This is a genomic window from Paraburkholderia caffeinilytica (assembly GCF_046030355.1).
GTDB classification, from domain to species: domain Bacteria; phylum Pseudomonadota; class Gammaproteobacteria; order Burkholderiales; family Burkholderiaceae; genus Paraburkholderia; species Paraburkholderia caffeinilytica_B.
In genome coordinates, this window is the sequence record NZ_JAQQCQ010000001.1 from 246,565 (window position 1) to 267,272 (window position 20,708).

General features: G+C 60.9%; 16 protein-coding genes. 14 read left to right on the plus strand and 2 right to left on the minus strand.

Translation table 11 applies throughout. From position 1 onward, the window contains the following. Positions 1–64: 64 nt before the first annotated feature. Positions 65–601: a class IV adenylate cyclase gene (locus PQQ95_RS01080; protein WP_169485637.1), complete on the minus strand. Its 537-nt coding sequence runs from the start codon at positions 599–601 to the stop codon at positions 65–67. A gap of 367 nt (positions 602–968) precedes the next feature. Next, positions 969–1,868 carry a LysR family transcriptional regulator gene (locus PQQ95_RS01085; protein ID WP_408433868.1) on the minus strand — a complete coding sequence of 300 codons (900 nt, stop codon included), beginning with the start codon at positions 1,866–1,868 and terminating at the stop codon, positions 969–971. 130 nt (positions 1,869–1,998) lie between these two features. Here PQQ95_RS01085 and PQQ95_RS01090 point away from each other — a divergent pair, with 130 nt between their 5' ends. The 14 genes from PQQ95_RS01090 (at position 1,999) to rsmG (ending at position 20,659) form a co-directional block, all read left to right on the plus strand. Beyond that, a complete protein-coding gene (locus tag PQQ95_RS01090) occupies positions 1,999–3,537 on the plus strand; it encodes a CoA-acylating methylmalonate-semialdehyde dehydrogenase (protein ID WP_408433871.1) in 1,539 nt (512 codons plus the stop codon). Positions 3,538–3,928: 391 nt separating this feature from the next. After that, positions 3,929–5,644, plus strand: coding sequence for a GMC family oxidoreductase (locus tag PQQ95_RS01095; protein ID WP_408433874.1), 1,716 nt, complete (start codon positions 3,929–3,931; stop codon positions 5,642–5,644). A gap of 266 nt (positions 5,645–5,910) precedes the next feature. Beyond that, positions 5,911–6,690: an ABC transporter ATP-binding protein gene (locus PQQ95_RS01100; protein ID WP_408433877.1), complete on the plus strand. Its 780-nt coding sequence runs from the start codon at positions 5,911–5,913 to the stop codon at positions 6,688–6,690. After that, the gene (locus PQQ95_RS01105; RefSeq protein ID WP_408433880.1) at positions 6,687–7,445 is read left to right on the plus strand and encodes an ABC transporter ATP-binding protein; all 759 of its coding nucleotides are present in this window, start codon (positions 6,687–6,689) and stop codon (positions 7,443–7,445) included. The genes PQQ95_RS01100 and PQQ95_RS01105 overlap by 4 nt, the downstream gene beginning before the upstream one ends. Positions 7,446–7,511: 66 nt before the next feature. Then, complete coding sequence (locus PQQ95_RS01110) at positions 7,512–8,726, plus strand: ABC transporter substrate-binding protein (RefSeq protein WP_408433883.1); 1,215 nt, start codon at positions 7,512–7,514, stop codon at positions 8,724–8,726. A gap of 196 nt (positions 8,727–8,922) precedes the next feature. Further along, positions 8,923–9,807 carry a branched-chain amino acid ABC transporter permease gene (locus PQQ95_RS01115; RefSeq protein ID WP_054038594.1) on the plus strand — a complete coding sequence of 295 codons (885 nt, stop codon included), beginning with the start codon at positions 8,923–8,925 and terminating at the stop codon, positions 9,805–9,807. Then, positions 9,807–10,778 (plus strand): branched-chain amino acid ABC transporter permease, encoded by a 972-nt coding sequence (locus PQQ95_RS01120; RefSeq protein WP_408434538.1) that lies wholly within the window; start codon positions 9,807–9,809, stop codon positions 10,776–10,778. The genes PQQ95_RS01115 and PQQ95_RS01120 overlap by 1 nt, the downstream gene beginning before the upstream one ends. A gap of 521 nt (positions 10,779–11,299) precedes the next feature. Further along, positions 11,300–12,466, plus strand: coding sequence for an ABC transporter substrate-binding protein (locus PQQ95_RS01125; RefSeq protein WP_408433886.1), 1,167 nt, complete (start codon positions 11,300–11,302; stop codon positions 12,464–12,466). A gap of 405 nt (positions 12,467–12,871) precedes the next feature. Beyond that, positions 12,872–14,032, plus strand: a complete 1,161-nt coding sequence (locus PQQ95_RS01130; RefSeq protein ID WP_408433889.1) for an ABC transporter substrate-binding protein — start codon at positions 12,872–12,874, stop codon at positions 14,030–14,032. Positions 14,033–14,236: 204 nt separating this feature from the next. After that, on the plus strand, positions 14,237–15,292 hold the full coding sequence (locus PQQ95_RS01135; RefSeq protein WP_408433892.1) for a branched-chain amino acid ABC transporter permease: 1,056 nt from the start codon (positions 14,237–14,239) through the stop codon (positions 15,290–15,292). A 4-nt stretch (positions 15,293–15,296) separates the two neighbouring features. Beyond that, on the plus strand, positions 15,297–17,081 hold the full coding sequence (locus tag PQQ95_RS01140) for a branched-chain amino acid ABC transporter ATP-binding protein/permease (protein ID WP_408433895.1): 1,785 nt from the start codon (positions 15,297–15,299) through the stop codon (positions 17,079–17,081). A gap of 11 nt (positions 17,082–17,092) precedes the next feature. Further along, complete coding sequence (locus tag PQQ95_RS01145; RefSeq protein WP_128576564.1) at positions 17,093–17,845, plus strand: ABC transporter ATP-binding protein; 753 nt, start codon at positions 17,093–17,095, stop codon at positions 17,843–17,845. A 175-nt stretch (positions 17,846–18,020) separates the two neighbouring features. Beyond that, entirely contained in the window at positions 18,021–19,979 is a 1,959-nt protein-coding gene (gene mnmG / locus PQQ95_RS01150; RefSeq protein ID WP_408433898.1) for a tRNA uridine-5-carboxymethylaminomethyl(34) synthesis enzyme MnmG, read from the plus strand. After that, positions 19,976–20,659, plus strand: coding sequence for a 16S rRNA (guanine(527)-N(7))-methyltransferase RsmG (gene rsmG / locus PQQ95_RS01155; protein WP_408433901.1), 684 nt, complete (start codon positions 19,976–19,978; stop codon positions 20,657–20,659). Before mnmG ends, rsmG begins: the two co-directional genes overlap by 4 nt. The last annotated feature ends 49 nt before the right edge of the window (positions 20,660–20,708 follow it).

A 20,708-nucleotide genomic window follows, 5' to 3' on the forward strand; every position in this document is an offset into this window, starting at 1 on the left:
TGTTTGCGGTCTTTGGGGGCACGGTTCCGGGATCGACGTCGCCGCGACCCGTGATGCTCAAGCCTTACGCAGCCTGCTTCGGCTCGCTGTCCGGGCTCAACAAATCGACATAAGCCACCGCCACCAGATCCGATTCCGGCACGCCGAGAGTCTGGAACATCGCATGCGCTTCGGCGTGGCCGCCTTCTTCGTCGTCGTCCTGAGCCAGTAGCACTTCCAGTTCGACGAAGTCGCCGAGACCATCGACGCGGTCCAGATGGATTCGCGTACGGCCCGTCAGATAAACGTGACGCTCCTTCGTGACGATGCCACGCGTGGTCAGCGCCGTGGCGAGCAGCGCGTGCATGGCTTCAGGGTTGGTCACGGGGCTGCGCGTGTAATACGACGCCTTTGGCCCGTCGCGGTCGTCGCGCTGATAGAAGATCAGCTCGGCCGGCGTGCCGTCGTCGAACTGGCGCAGCTTCAGGCGGCCACGCGGCACGTCGTAGAAAAAATCCTGCTGGCGGAAGATCAGCGGTGCGTCCGGCGCAAGTTTCGCGGCGCGTTCGCGCAGTTGCTCGAAATGCTGGGCGCGGGCTTTGATTTCAATGTTGCGTGCCATGTCAGGCTCCTGTCGAAGGATGGCGTGGTCAGCAGCTTCCGGTGTTGCCGGGGCGAAGCTGCCGGGAAGGACAAAGTCAGACGGAATGAAAACGATGCGGGGCCGGCGCGTGAGCGCGAACCCTCAATCTAACAAAAAGTGCGTGACGGTGTGGTTTCAGATGACGGAACCCGCCAATGCGGCCTTCGCGGAGAATTGTGATGGGGCGCTGGCGAGGGTGTTCTGCTCGCGCCATTAATGGAAAGCGGCCGGTGATGGCAGGTGGCGAGATGACAATAGGTTGCATGGTGCGCGGCTGTCATGAGAGCGGCTCATATCGCCCTCGTGCTGCCCTCAGGCTGGCTTCACGCGTACGTTCATGCCGTCTTCAAGTCGCCCATTGCTGCTCGATCAGCTTCAGCGCCGCTGCAATTGCCGGTTCGTCCTTCCGCTCTGCGAGCGTAATGAAGCTGAGCTGGGTCGCCACAGTGACGCCTTCGACAATGGTCAACGCGTGCGCATGCGCTTCGGCGATCGCCGTGGCATCGCGCGCGAGCGTCAGACCGACGCCTGATTTGACCAGATCGAGCATCGACGGCTCCTGATCCACTTCCGCCACCTTGACCGGTTTGACGCCGGCCTCGTCAAAGCAGCGCGACAACAATCTGTTGTGTGCGGACGCGGGCGGCGTCCAGATCCACGGCAGCGCCGCGAGCGAACGCCAGTCGCGCGCACCCTTCACGCGATCTTTCCAGCCCGCCGGGGCCAGCACGCGGTACTGGAAGTGTGTCAGCGTGACGGCGTGAAAGGTGGCGCCATCGCGGGCATCGTCATCGGATGGAAGGCCGATGTAGTAACCCACATCCAGCTCACCCGCGCGAATCTGCTCCAGCACCCAGCCCGACATGCCGTGGCGCAAGGCCGTTTCGATGCGCGGCCAGGTTTCCACCAGTTGCCTGAGAAAGCCGCCGAGGCGCAGAAAGGCCGGATCGAGAATCGTGCCGATCCGCAATCGGCCGCGCACTTCGTGGCGCAGCGATGCCGCCGCGCGCTGCACGTCGCTCGCGGCGCCCAGCGCGCGTTCGGCGTGCGGCAGCAGGGCCTGCCCGTCGCGTGTCAGCGAAAGCCCGTGCGAGGTCCGCGTGAACAGCGTCACGCCGAGCGTCTCCTGCAAATGTTTGATTTGCAGGCTGACGGCAGGTTGAGTCAGGTGAAGCTGCACCGCGGCACGCGTGAGGTTGCCCTCGCGTGCGACAGTGACGAACGCCCGGAGTAGAGTTAGATCCATATCCTGATATTAGCTCGGCTTATAGCGCAGTTGAGCATTACTCATTGGATTTGTCGCCTCGAAGCGCCGTACGCTTGCGTTCATCACGCCATTGCCGCGGGCGGAACACATTCTTAGGAAGAGGAAAAAAATGAGCGAGACATATCAGGACGAAACAGTCCGGAGCGAGACGAGCGCACAAGCGCTGACCCATTTCATCAACGGCAAGCCGGTCGACGGCACGAGCGGTCGCTTCGGCGACGTCTTTAATCCCGCGCTGGGCAGCGTGAGTGCACGCGTGCCGCTGGCGAGCGTTGCTGAAGTGGATGCGGCGGTCGCTGCCGCCGCGGCTGCGTTTCCTGCGTGGAGTGAAACCGCGCCGATCAAGCGGGCGCGTGTGCTATTCAAGTTCAAGGAATTGCTCGACCGTCACCATGACGAGCTGGCGGAGTTGATCACGCGTGAGCACGGCAAGGTGTTTTCGGATGCCAAGGGCGAAGTGATGCGCGGCATCGAGATCGTCGAGTTCGCGTGTGGCATTCCGAATCTGCTGAAGACCGACTTCACCGACCAGATTGGCGGCGGCATCGACAACTGGAATCTGCGTCAACCGCTGGGCGTGGTCGCCGGCATTACGCCGTTCAATTTCCCGATGATGGTGCCGTGCTGGATGTTTCCGGTGGCGATCGCATGCGGCAACACGTTCGTGCTGAAGCCGTCGGAACGTGACCCGTCGGCATCGAACCGCCTTGCTGAATTGTTCAAGGAAGCCGGTTTGCCCGACGGCGTATTCAACGTCGTGCATGGCGACAAAGTCGCGGTGGATGCACTGCTTGTGCATCCCGAGGTGAGTGCTTTGTCGTTTGTCGGGTCCACGCCGATTGCCGAATACATCTATACGGAAGGCACGAAACACGGCAAGCGCGTGCAAGCTTTGGGCGGCGCCAAGAATCACCTCGTGGTGATGCCAGACGCGGATCTCGATCAGGCCGTCGATGCATTGATTGGCGCTGCATATGGCTCGGCGGGCGAGCGCTGCATGGCGATTTCGGTGGCGGTAGCGGTGGGCCACATTGCCGACGACCTGATTGAGCGACTGACTCCGCGAGTGAAGAGCCTGAAGATTCTGAACGGCATGGAACCCGAAGCCGAGATGGGGCCGCTCGTGACGGCGGCGCACCGAGAAAAAGTGTCGGGTTACATCGATGCGGGCATTGCCGCTGGTGCGAAGCTGATTGTCGATGGACGCGGCCATCAGGTGGCCGGCCATGAAAAGGGATTCTTTCTTGGCGGCACATTATTCGATGATGTGTCGCCCGACATGAAGATTTACCGCGAGGAGATTTTCGGTCCGGTGTTATGCGTGGTGCGGGTCGCGGATTTTGCGTCTGCCGTTGAGCTCATCAACGCCAACGAGTTTGCGAACGGGGTGTCACTATTTACTTCCGACGGTGGCGTAGCCCGAGCATTTTCGCGACAAATCCAGATCGGGATGGTAGGCATTAACGTACCCATTCCGGTGCCAATGGCATGGCATTCTTTTGGTGGCTGGAAGAAGTCTCTGTTTGGCGATCACCATGCCTATGGAGAGGAGGGCGTACGGTTTTACACGCGCTACAAGAGCATCATGCAAAGATGGCCCGACAGCATCGGAAAGGGTGCAGAGTTCACCATGCCGGTAGCAAAATAGTTTCGAGTTGGGACGGTGATCTGCAACTTCGACCGACGGCGCCGCACGAAACGTAGCGAGAGGTTTTAGAAGTGCTCGTCGGCGCGCGCAGCGCCGCCGGAAGAATGACGCCCTTGTCACTAACGCCGAATGTGCGAGAACACAGATTCCAGATGCACCACTACCGCGACTGTGCGAGGGCCCCGCTTATGAGCTGGCGGTGTAAGCCGCTTTCTTTGCTTATCTTTCTTTGCGGCGGCAAAGAAAGTAAGTGCCGCCCCGCACAGGGGCCACACTAATAGACCACTAGCAAATCAAGAAACCCCAACACCCCAAGAGCACAGAAAAACGAACGCCCCGCAGGCAACCAATCACCAAGCGCCGCAGGCAAAAAAGCTTAGGAGACTGAACAATGAGCAACCAGCAAACCCCACCAGCAAAAACCCCCCGCCTGGAAGGCGAATTCGACTACATAATAATCGGCGCCGGCACAGCAGGCTGCGTCCTCGCCAACCGCCTATCGGAAGACCCAGAAACCCAAGTCCTCCTATTAGAAGCCGGCGGCAAAGACGACTACCACTGGATCCACGTCCCAGTAGGCTACCTCTACTGCATCGGCAATCCCCGCACAGATTGGCTCTACAAAACCCAATCAGAACCCGGCCTGAACGGCCGCTCCCTCTCATACCCGCGAGGCAGAGTCCTGGGCGGCAGTTCATCGATCAACGGCATGATCTACATGCGCGGCCAGCGCGAGGATTACGATGAATGGGCCCGCGTCACCAACGACGCCTCGTGGTCCTGGGACGCCGTCCTCCCCATCTTCAAACGCAGCGAAGACCACCACGCCGGCGCCTCCGAGTCGCATGGCGCGGGCGGCCCATGGCGCGTCGAAAAGCAGCGCCTGAAATGGAAGATCCTCGAAGAATTCTCACAAGCCGCGCAACAAACCGGCATACCCGCCACCGACGACTTCAATCGCGGCGACAACACCGGCGTCGGCTACTTCGACGTCAATCAGAAACGCGGCATCCGCTGGAATGCGTCGAAAGCATTCTTGCGTCCGGCGCTCAGGCGCCCGAATCTCACCGTCATCACGGGTGCGCACACACAGCGCCTCGTGTTCGAAGGACGCCGCTGCACCGGTGTCGAATATCGCGGCGACAACACCGACTACCTCGCCAAAGCCCGTTGCGAAGTGATCCTCAGCGCCGGCGCGGTCAACTCGCCGCAATTGCTCGAACTCTCCGGCATCGGCAATGGCGCGCGTCTCCAGAACCTGGGCATCGAGGTCGTGAAGGATCTGCGCGGCGTCGGCGAGAATCTGCAGGACCATCTGCAATTGCGCATGGCCTATAAAGTCGACGGCGTGCGCACGCTCAACACCGCCTCCGCTCATTGGTGGGGCAAGCTCATGATCGGCATGCAGTACGCATTGTTTCAAAGTGGGCCGATGTCGATGTCGCCATCGCAACTCGGCGCGTTCGCCAAATCCGATCCGGACGATCGCACCCTCACGCGCCCCGACCTCGAGTATCACGTGCAGCCGCTCTCGCTCGATCGCTTCGGCGAGCCGTTGCATCGCTTCAATGCGTTCACCGCCTCCGTGTGCCAGTTGCGCCCGACGTCGCGCGGCAGCATTCACATCGGATCGGCCGATGCTTCGGCGCCGCCGCTGATCGCGCCCAACTACCTGTCCACTGATTACGACCGGCACGTCGCTGCCAACGCGTTGCGCCTCACGCGCCGCATCGCCGCGGCGCCTGCGCTCGCGCCCTATCGTCCGCAAGAGATTTTGCCGGGTATCCAGTACCAGACCGAAGAAGAACTTCAGCAGGCCGCGGGCGCAGTCGGCACTACCATCTTTCATCCGGTAGGCACCTGCCGGATGGGCGTCGCCGGCGATCCTGGCGCGGTCGTCGATAACCGCCTACGAGTTATCGGTATTGACGGTTTGCGGGTGGTCGATGCATCAATCATGCCGTCCATCACCTCGGGCAACACCAATTCGCCGACGCTGATGATCGCCGAACGCGCCAGCGACATGATCCGCGAAGACCGGCGCGCACGGCTGGCCGGCAGTATCCCGGTTGAGACGAGGCCTGCGCCGTCCGTCTCGGCCGTGTGACACACTGTGTGACAGCAGGACCGGGGCCGCTGTGCGCACCTCGATCCTGCTTCAAACAGTCGTCATCCACTAAGTGCAAATCCCAATGAATGCGCTGCATCATTGGCGCGACAATGGCAGCCATGCTGCGTGCCGCCCATGGATTACCCTCCGGATTGGTGCAGCACGCCAACGAGCGCGCACGGGGTGCCGCCGTCATAAAAAAGTCGCGCAGCCGTTTGCGCGGAAGATCGTAGTGCTTCGCCTTACTCCGTATGGAAGGGAACATGATTCTCGGCGATACGATTCTCGAAACGCGCGGCCTCACCCGCGAGTTCAAAGGCTTCATCGCCGTGAACGGGGTGAACCTGCGCGTGCGCCGTGGCTCGATCCATGCGCTGATCGGTCCCAATGGGGCAGGCAAGACCACCTGCTTCAACCTGCTTACCAAATTCCTTGAACCGACCGCGGGCCAGATCGTGTTCAACGGAATCGACATCACCCGTGAACGCCCGGCGCAAATCGCCCGGCGCGGCATCATCCGTTCGTTCCAGATCTCTGCCGTATTTCCGCATCTGACTGCATTGCAGAACGTGCGCATCGGTTTGCAGCGCGTGCTCGGCACCGCATTTCATTTCTGGAAGAGCGAACGCACGCTGCGTCAGCTCGACGATCGGGCGATGGATCTGCTCACCCAGGTCGGATTGACCGACTTCGCCGACGTGCTCACGGTAGAACTGTCCTACGGCCGCAAGCGCGCGCTGGAAATCGCCACCACGCTCGCGATGGAGCCCGAGTTGATGCTGCTCGACGAACCGACGCAAGGCATGGGCCATGAAGACGTCGATCGCGTCACCGCCTTGATCAAGAAAGTATCGAGCGGCCGCACCATCCTGATGGTCGAACACAACATGAACGTGATCGCCGGCATCTCCGACACCATCACCGTCCTGCAACGCGGCGAAGTGCTTGCGGAAGGCAGCTACGCCGAAGTGTCGAAGAATCCGCTCGTGATGCAGGCCTATATGGGCAGCGCAGACGCGGCGCTCGCCGGAGCCCACGCATGAATACGATTGCCGAGCGCGAAAGCCTCGAAGTGAGCGGAACGGCTGACGGTGCCCCCGCGCTGGAGATCACGGGTTTGCAGGCATGGTACGGGGAGTCCCATATCCTGCATGGCGTCGATCTGACGGTGAACCGCGGCGAAGTCGTCACGCTGCTGGGCCGTAACGGCGCGGGGCGCACCACCACATTGCGCGCGATCATGGGGCTGACCGGCCGGCGCACCGGTTCGATCCGCATCAGCGGACGCGAAACCATCAGCCTGCCCACGCATCGCATCGCGCATTGCGGCATCGGTTACTGCCCGGAGGAGCGTGGGATTTTTTCGAGCCTCTCGTGTGAGGAAAACCTGCTGTTGCCGCCGGCTGTAGGCGACAAGGCGCACATGATGTCGCTCGAAGAAATCTATTCGATGTTTCCGAATCTGCAGGAACGCCGGATGAGCCAGGGCACGCGGCTTTCGGGTGGCGAGCAGCAGATGCTGGCCGTCGCGCGCATTCTGCGCACCGGCGCGAGTTTGCTATTGCTCGACGAAATCTCGGAAGGCCTTGCGCCGGTCATCGTGCAAGCGCTCGCCCGCATGATCATGACGCTCAAGGCGCGCGGCTACACAGTCGTGATGGTCGAGCAGAATTTCCGTTTTGCCGCGCCACTCGCCGATCGCTTCTACGTCATGGAGCACGGAGCGATCGTGGAGCACTTCGGGGCCGGTGAGCTCGAAAGCAAGATGCCGGTACTGCACGACCTGCTGGGCGTATAGACAGGAAGTAACAAGAAGCGTCCGATTGCCTCTGATAACCACAAGCGAAGAAACCAGGAGACAGGAATGAAAAAGAACCCACTCGCGCGGCTTGCCACACTCTGTTTCGCGGTTGCCGCCGGCGCCGCGTTGACGATGAGCAGCGCGCAAGCGGCCGACGACGCGGTGAAGATCGGCTTCATCACCGACATGTCGGGTCTGTATGCGGATATTGACGGCCAGGGCGGTCTCGAAGCGATCCGCATGGCGGTGGCCGACTTCGGCGGCAAGGTCAACGGCAAGCCGATCTCCGTGGTCTATGCCGATCACCAGAACAAGGCCGACATCGCGGCGTCGCGGGCGCGCGAGTGGTTCGATCGCGATGGCGTCGATATGCTGATCGGCGGCACGAATTCGGCAACCGGGCTGTCGATGAACACGGTGGCCGGTGAGAAGCACAAGGTCTATATCAGCATCGGCGCGGGCGCCGATAACCTGACGAACGAGCAATGCACGCCTTACACGATCCACTATGCGTACGACACGACGGCGCTCGCCAAGGGCACGGGCTCGGCGGTGACGAAGCAGGGCGGCAAGACGTGGTACTTCCTGACGGCTGACTACGCATTCGGCAAGGCGCTCGAAAAGAATACGTCGGACGTGGTGAAGGCCAACGGCGGCCAGGTCGTGGGCGCCGTGCGTCATCCGCTGTCGGCATCGGATTTCTCGTCGTTCCTGTTGCAGGCGCAAGCGTCGAAGGCGCAGATCCTCGGCCTTGCCAACGCGGGCGGCGACACGATCAACTCGATCAAGGCCGCCAAGGAATTCGGCATCACCAAGACGATGAAGCTGGCCGCACTGCTGATGTTTATCGACGATGTCCACAGTCTGGGTCTGGAAACGACCCAAGGCCTGGTGTTGACCGACAGCTGGTACTGGAACAAGGACGCCACGACCCGCAAGTGGGCGCAGCGCTACTTCGACAAGATGAAGAAGATGCCGTCGAGCCTGCAAGCCGCCGACTATTCGGCGACCATGACCTACCTGAAGGCTGTGCAGACAGTGGGCTCGACCGACTCCGACAAGGTGATGGCGCAGCTGAAGAAGACCAAGATCGACGACTTCTACGCGAAAGGCTACATCCGTCAGGACGGCAGCATGATCCACGACATGTACCTGATGCAGGTGAAGACGCCGGCCGAATCCAAAGAGCCGTGGGACTACTACAAGATCACCGCGACGATTCCGGGCGAGCAGGCGTTCACGACCAAGGCTGAAACGCGCTGTGCGCTGTGGAAGTGAACCTGAGTTGATAACCAGATGACCGTCTGTCTGCTATACCTGACGGGCAATGCATGACGCCACGATGGTACACAGACTGACGGCAGACCGCTTCTTATGCGGCATGCGATCGGGCGGATGGCTCGCCGGTCGCACGCCGGCTGGATCGTGTGCAACCGATCTCACCAGGGCGTCGGCTTAAGGGATTAAGGCTTCAATGGAAATCTTTGGCGTTCCGCTACCGGCAATGCTGAGCCAGCTGTTGCTGGGGCTCGTGAACGGCTCGTTCTACGCGATTCTGAGCCTGGGTCTTGCTGTGATCTTCGGCTTGCTCAACGTGATCAACTTTGCGCACGGCGCGTTGTTCATGCTCGGCGCTATGCTCGCGTGGATGGGCCTGTCGTATTTCGGCCTGCCTTACTGGGTGATGCTGGTGCTCGCGCCGCTGATCGTCGGCGTGTTCGGCATCGTGATCGAACGTTCGATGCTGCGCTGGCTGTACAAGCTCGATCACCTGTATGGGCTGTTGCTCACCTTCGGACTCACGCTGGTGGTCGAAGGCGTGTTCCGTTCGATCTACGGTTCGTCCGGCCAGCCGTACGACGTGCCGTCGGCACTCTCCGGCGCGACCGATCTCGGCTTCATGTTCCTGCCGAACTATCGCGCGTGGGTGGTGGTGGCGTCGCTCGTGGTTTGCTTCGCGACGTGGTTCGTGATCGAGAAAACGCGTCTTGGCGCCTATCTGCGCGCGGGCACCGAAAACCCGAAACTGGTCGAGGCGTTCGGCGTCAACGTGCCGTTGATGATCACGCTGACATATGGCTTCGGCGTCGCGCTGGCGGCGTTCGCCGGTGTGCTTGCCGCGCCGGTGATTCAGGTTTCGCCGTTGATGGGCCAGCCGATGATCATCACCGTGTTTGCGGTGGTGGTGATTGGCGGCATGGGTTCGATCATGGGCTCGATCCTGACCGGCCTGCTGCTCGGCGTGATCGAAGGGCTGACGCGCGTGTTTTACCCGGAAGCGTCGGCGACCGTCGTCTTCGTGATCATGGCGCTCGTGTTGCTGGTGCGCCCGGCGGGTCTCTTCGGCAAGGAAAAATGATGCAGAGAAAAGTGCTTTACGGTTTGCTGCTGATCGCGCTTCTCGCGGTGCCCGTGCTCGGCATCTATCCGCTGTTCGTCATGAAAGTGCTGTGCTTCGCGTTGTTCGCGGCGGCCTTCAATCTGCTGATCGGTTACACGGGCCTCCTTTCGTTTGGTCACGCGATGTTTCTCGCGTCGGCCGGTTATGTCACCGGCTATGCAATGCAGACGCTTGGCTTCTCTCCGGAACTGGGCGTGCTGGCCGGCACCGCCACAGCGACGTTGCTCGGGCTGGTGGTCGGCCTGTTTGCGATCCGCCGGCAGGGCATTTACTTCGCGATGGTGACGCTGGCGCTCGCGCAAATGGTCTATTTCGTGTTCCTGCAAGCACCGTTCACGCACGGCGAGGATGGCCTGCAAGGCGTACCGCGCGGCAAGCTGTTTGGCCTGCTGGATCTCTCGTCGGATGTGACGCTGTACTTTGTCGTGCTGGCGGTGATGGTGCTGGCGTTCCTGCTGATTGTGCGGATCGTGCATTCGCCGTTCGGGCAGGTGCTGGTCGCGATCAAAGAGAACGAGCCGCGCGCCGTGTCGCTCGGTTACGACACCGATCGCTTCAAGCTGCTGGCGTTCATTCTGTCCGCGGGGCTTGCTGGTCTCGCGGGTTCGCTCAAGGTACTGGTGCAGGGCTTCGAGACGCTGAGCGACGCCTACTGGACCATGTCCGGCCTCGTGATCCTGATGACGCTCGTCGGCGGTATGGGCACGCTGTTCGGGCCACTGCTCGGCGCGGCGCTGATTGTTGCGCTCGAGGACCGGCTCGGCGATATCGGCTCGGCGCTGGCTTCGTCGACGGGCGTCGAATGGTTCCGCTCGCTGGGCGAATCCGTGACCATTGTCACGGGCGTGATTTTCATTGCCTGCGTGCTGGCGTTCCGGCGTGGCATTGTCGGTGAGATCATCGCGCGGGTACGGCCGTTGCGGGCGTGAAAAGGCACGGGATTTTGAATTGATTCGGCATCCGATATAATCCGGCGGCTTTATAGTCGGCTAAGCCGGATCTGGCATTATGCGGAGCGCAGACTTGTGCACCGGGCACGGTACGAAACGTGCCCCAAATTTGTGCCGCAGTGCACCACTAGGGTAATTGCTAGTTGTAAGCAGACAGGTGCTCGTTTAATCTTCATGCAGTTCTGATGCACCACGAATTTTGCAGGTGGAGAACGAGGAGACAATGAGGCACTCAGTGCCCAGACGAAAGCGCTGTTGGATTGATATCCAACAGCGCTTTTTATTTGTACTTTTCGTTATTCGCCATTCAAATCTTTCGCTAATTCGGTGACCCTTTTTTATTCACCGGACCACGCCTGATTTCTCCCCTTGCTACCCTGCAAAATGCTTGCGGCGCGTGGCTTTCGTCCGCTAAACTCGCTATTCACCGACCGCTGGGTCGGTGATTTAAATCCACGGATTTAAATTCAAATGAATAACGGGGCAGATAGAGGAGCGGGATGAAGTCGGCATTGCGTTGGATTAGCGCGGCATTGGTCGCCACCGGAGTATCCGCGGCATGGAGCGGCCATGCGTTTGCGGACGTGAAAATCGGCGTCACGGTGTCGGCAACGGGGCCGGCTGCATCGCTCGGTATTCCGGAAAAGAACACGATCGCGCTGCTGCCGAAAGAAGTGGCAGGGCAGAAAATCGATTACATCGTGCTCGACGATGCCACCGATTCCACCCAGGCCGTCAAGAACGCGCGCAAGCTCACCAGCGAAGATCATGTGGATGCGTTGATCGGCTCGACCGTCGTGCCGAACTCGCTGGCCATGATCGACGTCGCAGCCGAAAGCACCACGCCGATGATCTCCATGGCCGCCGCGGCGAGCATCGTCGAACCGATGGATGCGAAGCGCGCGTGGGTCTTCAAGACGCCGCAAAACGACATTCTGATGGCCACCGCAATCGCACAGCATATGGCGAATCACGGTGTGAAGACGGTCGGTTTCATCGGCTTTGCCGATGCGTACGGCGAGAGCTGGTTCAAGGAATTCGGCAAGGCCGCCGATCTCGCGAAGATCAAGATCGTCGCGAACGAACGGTTCGCGCGCAACGATGCGTCGGTGACCGGTCAGGTGCTGAAGATCATGTCGCAGAATCCGGATGCGGTGCTGATCGCCGGCGCGGGCACACCGGCCGCGTTGCCGCAGAAAACCCTCAAGGAACGCGGCTACAAGGGCAAGTACTATCAAACGCATGGTGTCGCCAATAACGACTTCCTGCGCGTGTGCGGCAAGGATTGCGAAGGCACCTATCTGCCGGCCGGCCCGCTGCTGGTTGCTGAGCAGCTGCCCGATTCGAACCCGGTAAAGAAGACCTCGCTTGCGTACAAGCAGGCGTATGAAGGCGCGTATGGCGCCGGCTCGGTGTCGACATTCGGTGGTCACGCGTGGGATGCGGGCTTGCTGCTGCAACGCGCGATTCCGTTGGCGCTGAAGAAAGCTCAGCCAGGCACGCCTGCATTCCGCGAAGCGCTGCGTGCGGCACTCGAAAGCACGAAAGACATGCCTGCTTCCCACGGCATCTTCAACATGAGCGCGAACGACCATGCTGGTCTCGACCAGCGGGCGCGTGTGATGGTGGAGATCGTCGGCGGTAAGTGGAAGCTGTCCGGCAACTGAGCGAAGGCGAAGCGATACGGAACCCCATTAAAAAGACGCGTGCAGTTGACGCGTCTTTTTTATTGCCCGCGCCGGATGAATGGTGATGGGTGAAACGCAACGGACATGCAACGGCCAGGCGGTCAAAGTGCCGCCGTAGCGGCGGGTTTCAGGACAAACCCGTATTCGGGCGAGAGTCTATTGACCGTGCATGATGCAGAACGCAATACTACTAACATGTTAGTGTTTGTCGCATAAGAAATCGCAGTTCTGGTTCGCAGCAGGGGAGTGGCACCAAAGTGGCGAAGGCATGGGCGCCGAGCAGGGAAAACCATGCTTGGCATGCCTGAACCCTATAACTAGATTCAGACACCCGGCCTGCAGGCCGGATTACAGATACGCGCTTCGAAGCGTTTGGAGACTTGCATGAAAAAGACAAAGCAATGGGTACGGACCGGCATCGCGATGGCGTTGATGTGCGGCGCGGGCGCCGCCTTCGCGCAGGTGAAAATCGGTGTCACGCTGTCCACCACGGGACCGGCCGCATCGCTCGGGATTCCTGAGAAGAACACGGTCGCGCTGCTGCCGAAAGAGATTGGCGGCAAGACGGTGCAATACATCATCCTCGATGATGCATCGGACACCGGCAAGGCTGTGCAGAACACGCGCAAGCTGATCGACGAAGATCACGTCGACGCCATCATCGGTTCGACGGTTACACCGAATTCGCTGGCGATGCTCGACGCAGCGTCCGAGGGCAAGACGCCGGTGATCTCGCTGGCGGCATCGGCCGCGATCATTTCGCCGATGGACGCCAAGCGCGCATGGGCCTTCAAACCGCCGCAAAACGACAGCCTGATGGCTGATGCGATCGCCGACTACATGGAGCGTCATGGCGTGAAGACGGTTGGCTTCATCGGCTTTGCGGATGCATATGGCGATGGATGGAACAACGTTTTCACCGCTGCGGCTGCGGCCCATCATCTGAAGATCGTCTCCAATGAGCGCTTTAACCGCACCGATGCATCGGTGACCGGCCAGGTGCTGAAGACCATGGGCGCGAACCCGGATGCGGTGCTGATCGCGGGCGCGGGTACGCCGTCGGCGTTGCCGGCCAAGACGCTCAAGGAGCGTGGCTACAAGGGCAAGGTCTACCAGACGCACGGCGTCGCCAACAACGACTTCCTGCGCGTGTGCGGCAAGGATTGCGAAGGCGAATTCCTGCCGGCCGGCCCGATCCTGGTCGCGGACCAGTTGCCGGAATCGAATCCGGTGAAGAAGTCGTCGGAAGCCTACAAGGCGGCGTACGAGAAAGCCTATGGCGCGGGCTCGGTGGCGACCTTCGGCGGCCATGCATGGGACGCCGGCCAGATGCTGCAAGCCGCGATTCCAGTCGCGCTGAAGACCGCTCAGCCGGGCACCGAAGCGTTCCGTGTGGCGCTGCGCGGCGCGCTTGAGAACATCAAGGAGCTGCCGGTTTCGCACGGCATCATGAACACCACAACGACCGACCACAACGGCCTCGACAAGCGCGCACGCGTGATCGTGCAGATCGTCGACGGCAAGTGGAAGCTGCAGAACGACTAACAACAAAAGCGGTACGCGCCTCTCGCGCAACATGCGGCGCACGACGCCGCATTGCCATTCTGTTCCATGACAATGGCAACGACCGCCGCGCCGTGTTCCGGCGCGGCGGTCGCTTTTTCTGAGATTGCTGGTTAGTGGCTGGCCGCGGGTTCTGCCGCCACGACTGTTCCCGGTTTTGACTTCGACGCTTCAGGACGAGGAAGTATGGATCTATCAATTGCGGCGATCCTCGCGCAGGACGGCATTACCACCGGCGCGATTTACGCGCTGCTCGCGCTTGCGCTAGTGCTGGTGTTCTCCGTGACGCGGGTGATCTTCATCCCGCAGGGCGAGTTTGTTTCGTACGGCGCGCTGACGCTCGCCGCACTGCAGACACAGAAATTTCCGGCGACCTGCTGGTTGCTGATGGCAATGGGCGCGGCATGCTTTGTCGTCGAGATAGCGGGGCTGGTGCGGCATCCCGAAAAACGTCGGCATGCGGCGCGCACGCTGGTGATGCTGGTCGGCAAATACCTGCTGTTTCCGATCGCGGTTTACGCGCTCACGCAAGGCGTTTTCCTGCATCCGCTGCCGATGATCGCGCAGATCGCGCTGACGCTGCTGATCGTGATTCCGATGGGGCCGTTCGTCTACCGGCTCGCGTATGAGCCGATCGCGGAGGCGACTACGTTGCTGCTGCTGATCGTGGCGGTGGCGGTGCACTTCGCGATGGTCGGTCTCGGACTCGTGATGTTCGGCGCGGAAGGCTCGCGCACCACCGCGTTCTCCGATGCAACCTTCAACCTCGGCACGCTGTCGATTTCCGGGCAAAGCCTGTGGGTGGTCGGCACGGCGGTGGTGCTGATCGGCGGCCTGTATCTGTACTTCGATCGCTCGATCTCCGGCAAGGCGTTGCGCGCGACCTCGGTGAACCGGCTCGGCGCGCGGCTCGTCGGGATCGGCACGACGCAAGCAGGGCGCCTCGCGTTCACGCTCGCTGCGGGCCTCGGCGCGCTGTGCGGCATCCTTGTCGCACCCTTGACCACCATCTACTACGACTCGGGCTTCCTGATCGGTCTGAAGGGGTTTGTGGGGGCGATTATCGGTGGGCTGGTCAGCTATCCGCTGGCCGCCGCAGGCTCGATCCTCGTCGGTCTGCTGGAGTCGTATTCGTCGTTCTGGGCGAGCGCTTATAAGGAAGTGATCGTGTTCACGCTGATCATCCCGGTGCTGCTGTGGCGGAGTCTGGCCAGCCCGCACTCGGAAGAGGAAGAGGAGTGACACGATGAAACGGATCATGCAAAACAAGTTCTTCTGGCTGTTCCTCGTAGTGCTGTTCGCGTTGCCGGTGCTGCCGCAGCCTATTCATGTGCCCGAGTACTGGGTCACGCTGCTCAACTACATCGGGCTGTATTCGATCGTCGCGATCGGACTCGTGCTGCTGACGGGGATCGGCGGGATGACGAGCTTCGGGCAGGCGGCGTTCGTCGGCATCGGCGCGTATGCAACCGCGTATCTGACGACTGCGTATGGCGTGTCGCCGTGGCTCGCGCTGATCGCGGGCGTGGTGGTGACGGCGTTGATCGCGCTCATGCTGGGGCTCGTGACGATGCGGCTATCGGGCCATTTTCTGCCGCTCGGCACGATCGCGTGGGGACTCGCGCTGTTCTATCTGTTCGGCAATCTGGAGATGCTGGGCAAATACGACGGCATCAACGGGATTCCTGTGCTGAACGTTTTCGGCATCAACCTGGAGTCCGGTCGCCATATTTATTACCTGATCTGGGTGGTGGTGCTGGGCGCGGTGATTTCTGTTCAAAATCTGCTTAATAGCCGGCCAGGACGGGCGATCCGCGCATTGCGCGGCGGCGGCATGATGGCCGAGGCGATGGGCGTCAACACGGGCTGGATGCGTGTCGTCATTTTCGTCTATGCCGCGGTGTTGGCGTCGATTTCAGGGTTCCTGTACGCACACCTGCAACGGGCGGTGAATCCGACACCTTTTGGACTGAACCACGGCATCGAGTTTCTGTTTATGGCGGTGGTGGGTGGCGTGTCGCATGTCTGGGGCGCTGTGCTCGGCGCGGCGATCCTGACCGTGTTGCAAGACTATCTGCAAACGTTGCTGCCGAAGCTGCTCGGCGAGAACGGCAACTTCGAAGTAATCGTGTTTGGCATCCTGATGGTGCTGTTGCTGCAATACGCTCGCCAAGGCGTCTGGCCGTTTGTCGCGCGGTTTTTCCCGAAGGGGCCGCGTGCGCATCTGTCGGATCATGCCGAGCCGTTGCCGCAGCGCAGCAAGCCGACCGCAGGCGAAAACCTGTTGACGGTGAATAAGGCGCGCAAGCAGTTCGGCGGACTGGTCGCCGTGAACGATGTCAGCTTCGAGGTGAAAGCAGGGCAGATCATCGGGTTGATCGGCCCGAACGGCGCCGGCAAATCGACGACCTTCAATCTGGTCACGGGTGTACTGCAAGCCACGAGTGGCGAAATCACGTTCCGCGGCGAGCGTATCGATTCGCTGAGTTCACGTGAAATCGTCAAGCGCGGGATTGGCCGCACGTTCCAGCACGTCAAGCTGCTGCCTGGAATGACGGTGCTGGAGAACGTGGCAATTGGCGCGCATCTGCGCGGCCACGCCGGCGTTTGGCGCAGTGTCGCGCGCCTGAACGGTGCGGAAGAAGCGCGCCTGATGGCCGAAGCGGCTCGGCAGATTCGTCGCGTCGGACTCGAACAGCATATGTACGACGAGGCGGGTAGCCTGGCGTTGGGGCAACAGCGGATTCTCGAAATTGCTCGCGCACTGTGCTGTGACCCGACCCTGCTGTTGCTGGACGAACCTGCCGCCGGTTTGCGGTATCAGGAAAAGCTGCAATTGGCGGACTTGCTGCGTCGCCTCAAGGCCGAAGGCATGAGTGTGCTGCTGGTCGAACACGATATGGATTTCGTGATGAATCTCACCGACCGATTGGTGGTCATGGAATTTGGCACGCGTATCGCGGAAGGCCTGCCACAGGATGTCCAGCAGGACCCGGCTGTGCTCGAAGCGTATCTCGGCGGGGTGGAGTGATGGAGAAGACGATGAATGATGCTGCACCGATTCTCGACGTAAATGGTTTGTCGGTCCGCTATGGCAAGGTCGAAGCGCTGCATGGCGCGGCAATCAAGGTACGGCCTGGTCAGATCGTTTCGGTGATTGGTCCCAACGGTGCGGGTAAGTCCACGTTGCTGAACGCGATCATGGGCGCGCTGCCGACGACGGGCCATGCAAAGGGCTCGGTCCTCTATCAGGGTGAAGACGTCAGTGCGGTGCCCGTTGAAAAGCGGGTCGCGCGCGGCATGTGCCTGGTGCCGGAGAAACGGGAGCTGTTTGCGTCGATGACTGTTGAAGACAATCTGGTCCTTGGCGCGTATCGGCGTAAGCGGGCAGGGGAGCGTAACTTTCTCGATCAGCTCGAGCCGGTCTTTACACTTTTTCCTCGCTTGAAAGAGCGACGGAAGCAGGCGGCCGGGACTTTGTCCGGCGGCGAACGGCAGATGCTCGCGGTGGGCCGTGCGCTGATGGGCAAGCCCGATCTATTGATGCTCGATGAGCCGAGCTTGGGTCTCGCGCCGCTGATCGTGAAAGAAATTTTCCACATCATTAGTGCGCTGCGACAGACGGGTGTGGCTACGCTTCTGATTGAGCAAAATGCGCGCGCTGCGCTGCAGATATCCGACTACGGTTATGTGCTTGAAACCGGTGAGCTGGCGCTGGAAGGACCGGCCGCCGATCTGGCGCAGAATCCCCGCGTGATCGAAACGTATCTTGGGTTGGCCAAGAAAGTGGCTTAATTCTCCATTTTTCGTCCAGCTCGCTGCGGTTCAAAGCGGTGTGTTTCACGTGAAACACACCGCTTTTTTCTTACCTGGCCATTCGGCCGAAATTCGGGCCTAAACCGAACCCGTTATAATTCGCCCATACATTTCCTTTGAAAGGCTCACGCGACGATCTGGCGTGAGATTCGCGATGCTTTTTCCCACAGAATTTGACGTAATCGTCGTCGGCGGTGGTCATGCCGGCACCGAGGCCGCCTTGGCTTCGGCGCGCATGGGCAATACGACGCTCCTGTTGACGCACAACATCGAAACCCTCGGTCAGATGAGCTGCAATCCGTCCATCGGCGGGATTGGTAAGGGCCATCTGGTGAAGGAAGTCGACGCGCTCGGCGGTGCGATGGCGGCTGCGACGGATGAGGGCGGGATCCAGTTCCGCATCCTCAATTCGTCGAAGGGGCCGGCGGTTCGTGCGACGCGCGCGCAGGCGGACCGTCTGCTGTACAAGCAGGCGATCCGGCATCGGCTGGAGAATCAGCCGAACCTGTGGCTGTTCCAGCAAGCGGTCGACGATTTGATGGTGGAAGGCGACCGGGTGGTTGGCGCGGTGACGCAGGTGGGAATTCGTTTCCGTTCGCGGGCCGTTGTGCTGACGGCTGGGACTTTCCTCGACGGCAAGATTCACGTGGGTTTGAACAACTACACCGGTGGTCGTGCTGGCGATCCGGCAGCGGTGTCGCTGTCCGGTCGTCTAAAGGAACTGAAGCTGCCGCAAGGCCGCCTCAAGACCGGGACGCCGCCGCGCATCGACGGTCGGACGATCGACTTTTCGAAGCTCGAAGAACAGCCGGGTGATCTGGATCCGGTGCCGGTTTTCTCGTTTTTGGGGCGCGTCGAGCAGCATCCGCGTCAGGTGCCGTGCTGGGTTACGCATACGAATGAGCGGACGCACGACATCATCCGCGGTGGGCTCGACCGTTCGCCGATGTACACGGGCGTGATCGAAGGGGTAGGACCGCGGTACTGCCCATCGATCGAAGACAAGATTCACCGTTTCGCGTCCAAGGAATCGCATCAGATCTTCCTCGAACCGGAAGGACTGACGACGAACGAGTTCTATCCCAACGGGATTTCCACCAGCCTGCCGTTCGACGTACAGCTGGAACTCGTGCGTTCGATGCGCGGTTTGGAGCACGCGCATATTCTGCGGCCGGGCTACGCGATTGAATACGACTACTTCGATCCGCGCGGGCTGAAGGCATCGCTGGAAACCAAAGTGATCAATGGGCTTTTCTTTGCCGGCCAGATCAATGGGACGACCGGCTATGAAGAGGCCGCAGCGCAAGGCTTGCTGGCGGGGATTAACGCCGGTTTGCACGTGCAGGGCAAGGACGCATGGTGCCCGCGCCGCGATCAGGCCTATTTGGGTGTGCTGGTCGACGATCTGGTGACGCAAGGGGTTTCCGAGCCGTACCGCATGTTCACGAGTCGCGCCGAATACCGTCTGAGCCTGCGCGAAGACAATGCCGATATGCGTCTGACGGAAATTGGCCGCGAACTTGGCGTGGTCGATGACGTCCGTTGGGATGCATTTAGCCGCAAGCGCGATGCTGTTTCACGTGAAACAGAGCGCCTTCGTACGACATGGGTCAATCCCAAGACGCTGCCGGCCGACGAGGCGACGGCATTGCTCGGCAAGCCGATCGACCATGAATACAGCTTGGCGGATCTGTTACGCCGTCCGGGCGTGACGTATGACGGCGTCTGCGGTTTGCGCGCGGGCGCATGTGCTGCGCCTGAGGCGCTGGCCGAAGACGACGTTTTGCTTGCCCAAATCAAGGAACAGATCGAGATCGGCATTAAGTATCAAGGTTATATCGATCGCCAGGCGGACGAGATCGAGCGGAATGAGTCGCACGAAAGTACGCGTTTGCCTGAGGGGCTGGACTACGCCGAGGTGAGAGGGCTGTCGTTCGAGGCGCGTCAGAAGCTGACGCAATTCCGCCCGGAAACCATCGGTCAGGCATCGCGTATCTCCGGCATTACTCCGGCGGCGATTTCCTTGCTGATGGTCCACCTGAAGCGTGGCTTTGGGCGCCGCTCGACGAAACCTGCCGAACCTGGCGCCGACAGCACGCCGGTGGCGCAATGACGGTGAGTCAGAAGGGGATGGGGCGTGAGGCACTGGCGCCACTGCTAGCAGAGGGCGTCCGCGAACTCGGCCTTGAACTAAGCGACGCGCAGCTCGGCAAACTGCTCGACTACGTCGCGCTGTTGTCCAAATGGAATGCCGTCTATAACCTGACGGCGATTCGCGATCCGCGGCAGATGCTTATCCAGCACATCCTGGATTCGCTTTCGATCGTGCCGCATCTCGCTCCGCGCGGTGCGTCTTCGGTGCTGGACGTGGGCTCTGGCGGCGGCTTGCCGGGTATCGTGCTGGCCATTGTTCTGCCTGAATGGACCGTCACCGTGAACGACATCGTGCACAAGAAGACGGCGTTTCAGGCTCAGGCCAAAGCCGAGCTCGGCCTTGCCAATCTGTCGGTGGTCACGGGCCGCGTCGAGGCTTTGCAGCCGGGCGCCGAAGTACCGGCAAAGTTCGACGTAATCGTGTCGCGCGCATTCGCAGAACTCTCGGATTTCGTTACACTGGCCCGTCATCTGGTAGCGGAGCAGGGCGCGATCTGGGCGATGAAGGGTGTGCGGCCGGACGGCGAAATCGAGCGCCTGCCAGCGGGTGCCCAGGTGGAACAGATCATCCGGCTGAACGTGCCGTTGCTCGACGCGGAGCGGCATTTGATCAAGGTTCGGGTGGATGCGGGCAACTGACGGCGGTCACCCATAGGTGCCGGGCACGCCCTGCATACCACGAGCGCTT

Bases quoted from the DNA above. Each gene is read 5' to 3' on its own strand.
- PQQ95_RS01080 (WP_169485637.1), bottom strand. From the start codon at position 601: ATGGCACGCAACATTGAAATCAAAGCCCGCGCCCAGCATTTCGAGCAA.
- PQQ95_RS01085 (WP_408433868.1), bottom strand. From the start codon at position 1,868: ATGGATCTAACTCTACTCCGGGCGTTCGTCACTGTCGCACGCGAGGGC.
- PQQ95_RS01090 (WP_408433871.1), top strand. From the start codon at position 1,999: ATGAGCGAGACATATCAGGACGAAACAGTCCGGAGCGAGACGAGCGCA.
- PQQ95_RS01095 (WP_408433874.1), top strand. From the start codon at position 3,929: ATGAGCAACCAGCAAACCCCACCAGCAAAAACCCCCCGCCTGGAAGGC.
- PQQ95_RS01100 (WP_408433877.1), top strand. From the start codon at position 5,911: ATGATTCTCGGCGATACGATTCTCGAAACGCGCGGCCTCACCCGCGAG.
- PQQ95_RS01105 (WP_408433880.1), top strand. From the start codon at position 6,687: ATGAATACGATTGCCGAGCGCGAAAGCCTCGAAGTGAGCGGAACGGCT.
- PQQ95_RS01110 (WP_408433883.1), top strand. From the start codon at position 7,512: ATGAAAAAGAACCCACTCGCGCGGCTTGCCACACTCTGTTTCGCGGTT.
- PQQ95_RS01115 (WP_054038594.1), top strand. From the start codon at position 8,923: ATGGAAATCTTTGGCGTTCCGCTACCGGCAATGCTGAGCCAGCTGTTG.
- PQQ95_RS01120 (WP_408434538.1), top strand. From the start codon at position 9,807: ATGCAGAGAAAAGTGCTTTACGGTTTGCTGCTGATCGCGCTTCTCGCG.
- PQQ95_RS01125 (WP_408433886.1), top strand. From the start codon at position 11,300: ATGAAGTCGGCATTGCGTTGGATTAGCGCGGCATTGGTCGCCACCGGA.
- PQQ95_RS01130 (WP_408433889.1), top strand. From the start codon at position 12,872: ATGAAAAAGACAAAGCAATGGGTACGGACCGGCATCGCGATGGCGTTG.
- PQQ95_RS01135 (WP_408433892.1), top strand. From the start codon at position 14,237: ATGGATCTATCAATTGCGGCGATCCTCGCGCAGGACGGCATTACCACC.
- PQQ95_RS01140 (WP_408433895.1), top strand. From the start codon at position 15,297: ATGAAACGGATCATGCAAAACAAGTTCTTCTGGCTGTTCCTCGTAGTG.
- PQQ95_RS01145 (WP_128576564.1), top strand. From the start codon at position 17,093: ATGAATGATGCTGCACCGATTCTCGACGTAAATGGTTTGTCGGTCCGC.
- mnmG (WP_408433898.1), top strand. From the start codon at position 18,021: ATGCTTTTTCCCACAGAATTTGACGTAATCGTCGTCGGCGGTGGTCAT.
- rsmG (WP_408433901.1), top strand. From the start codon at position 19,976: ATGACGGTGAGTCAGAAGGGGATGGGGCGTGAGGCACTGGCGCCACTG.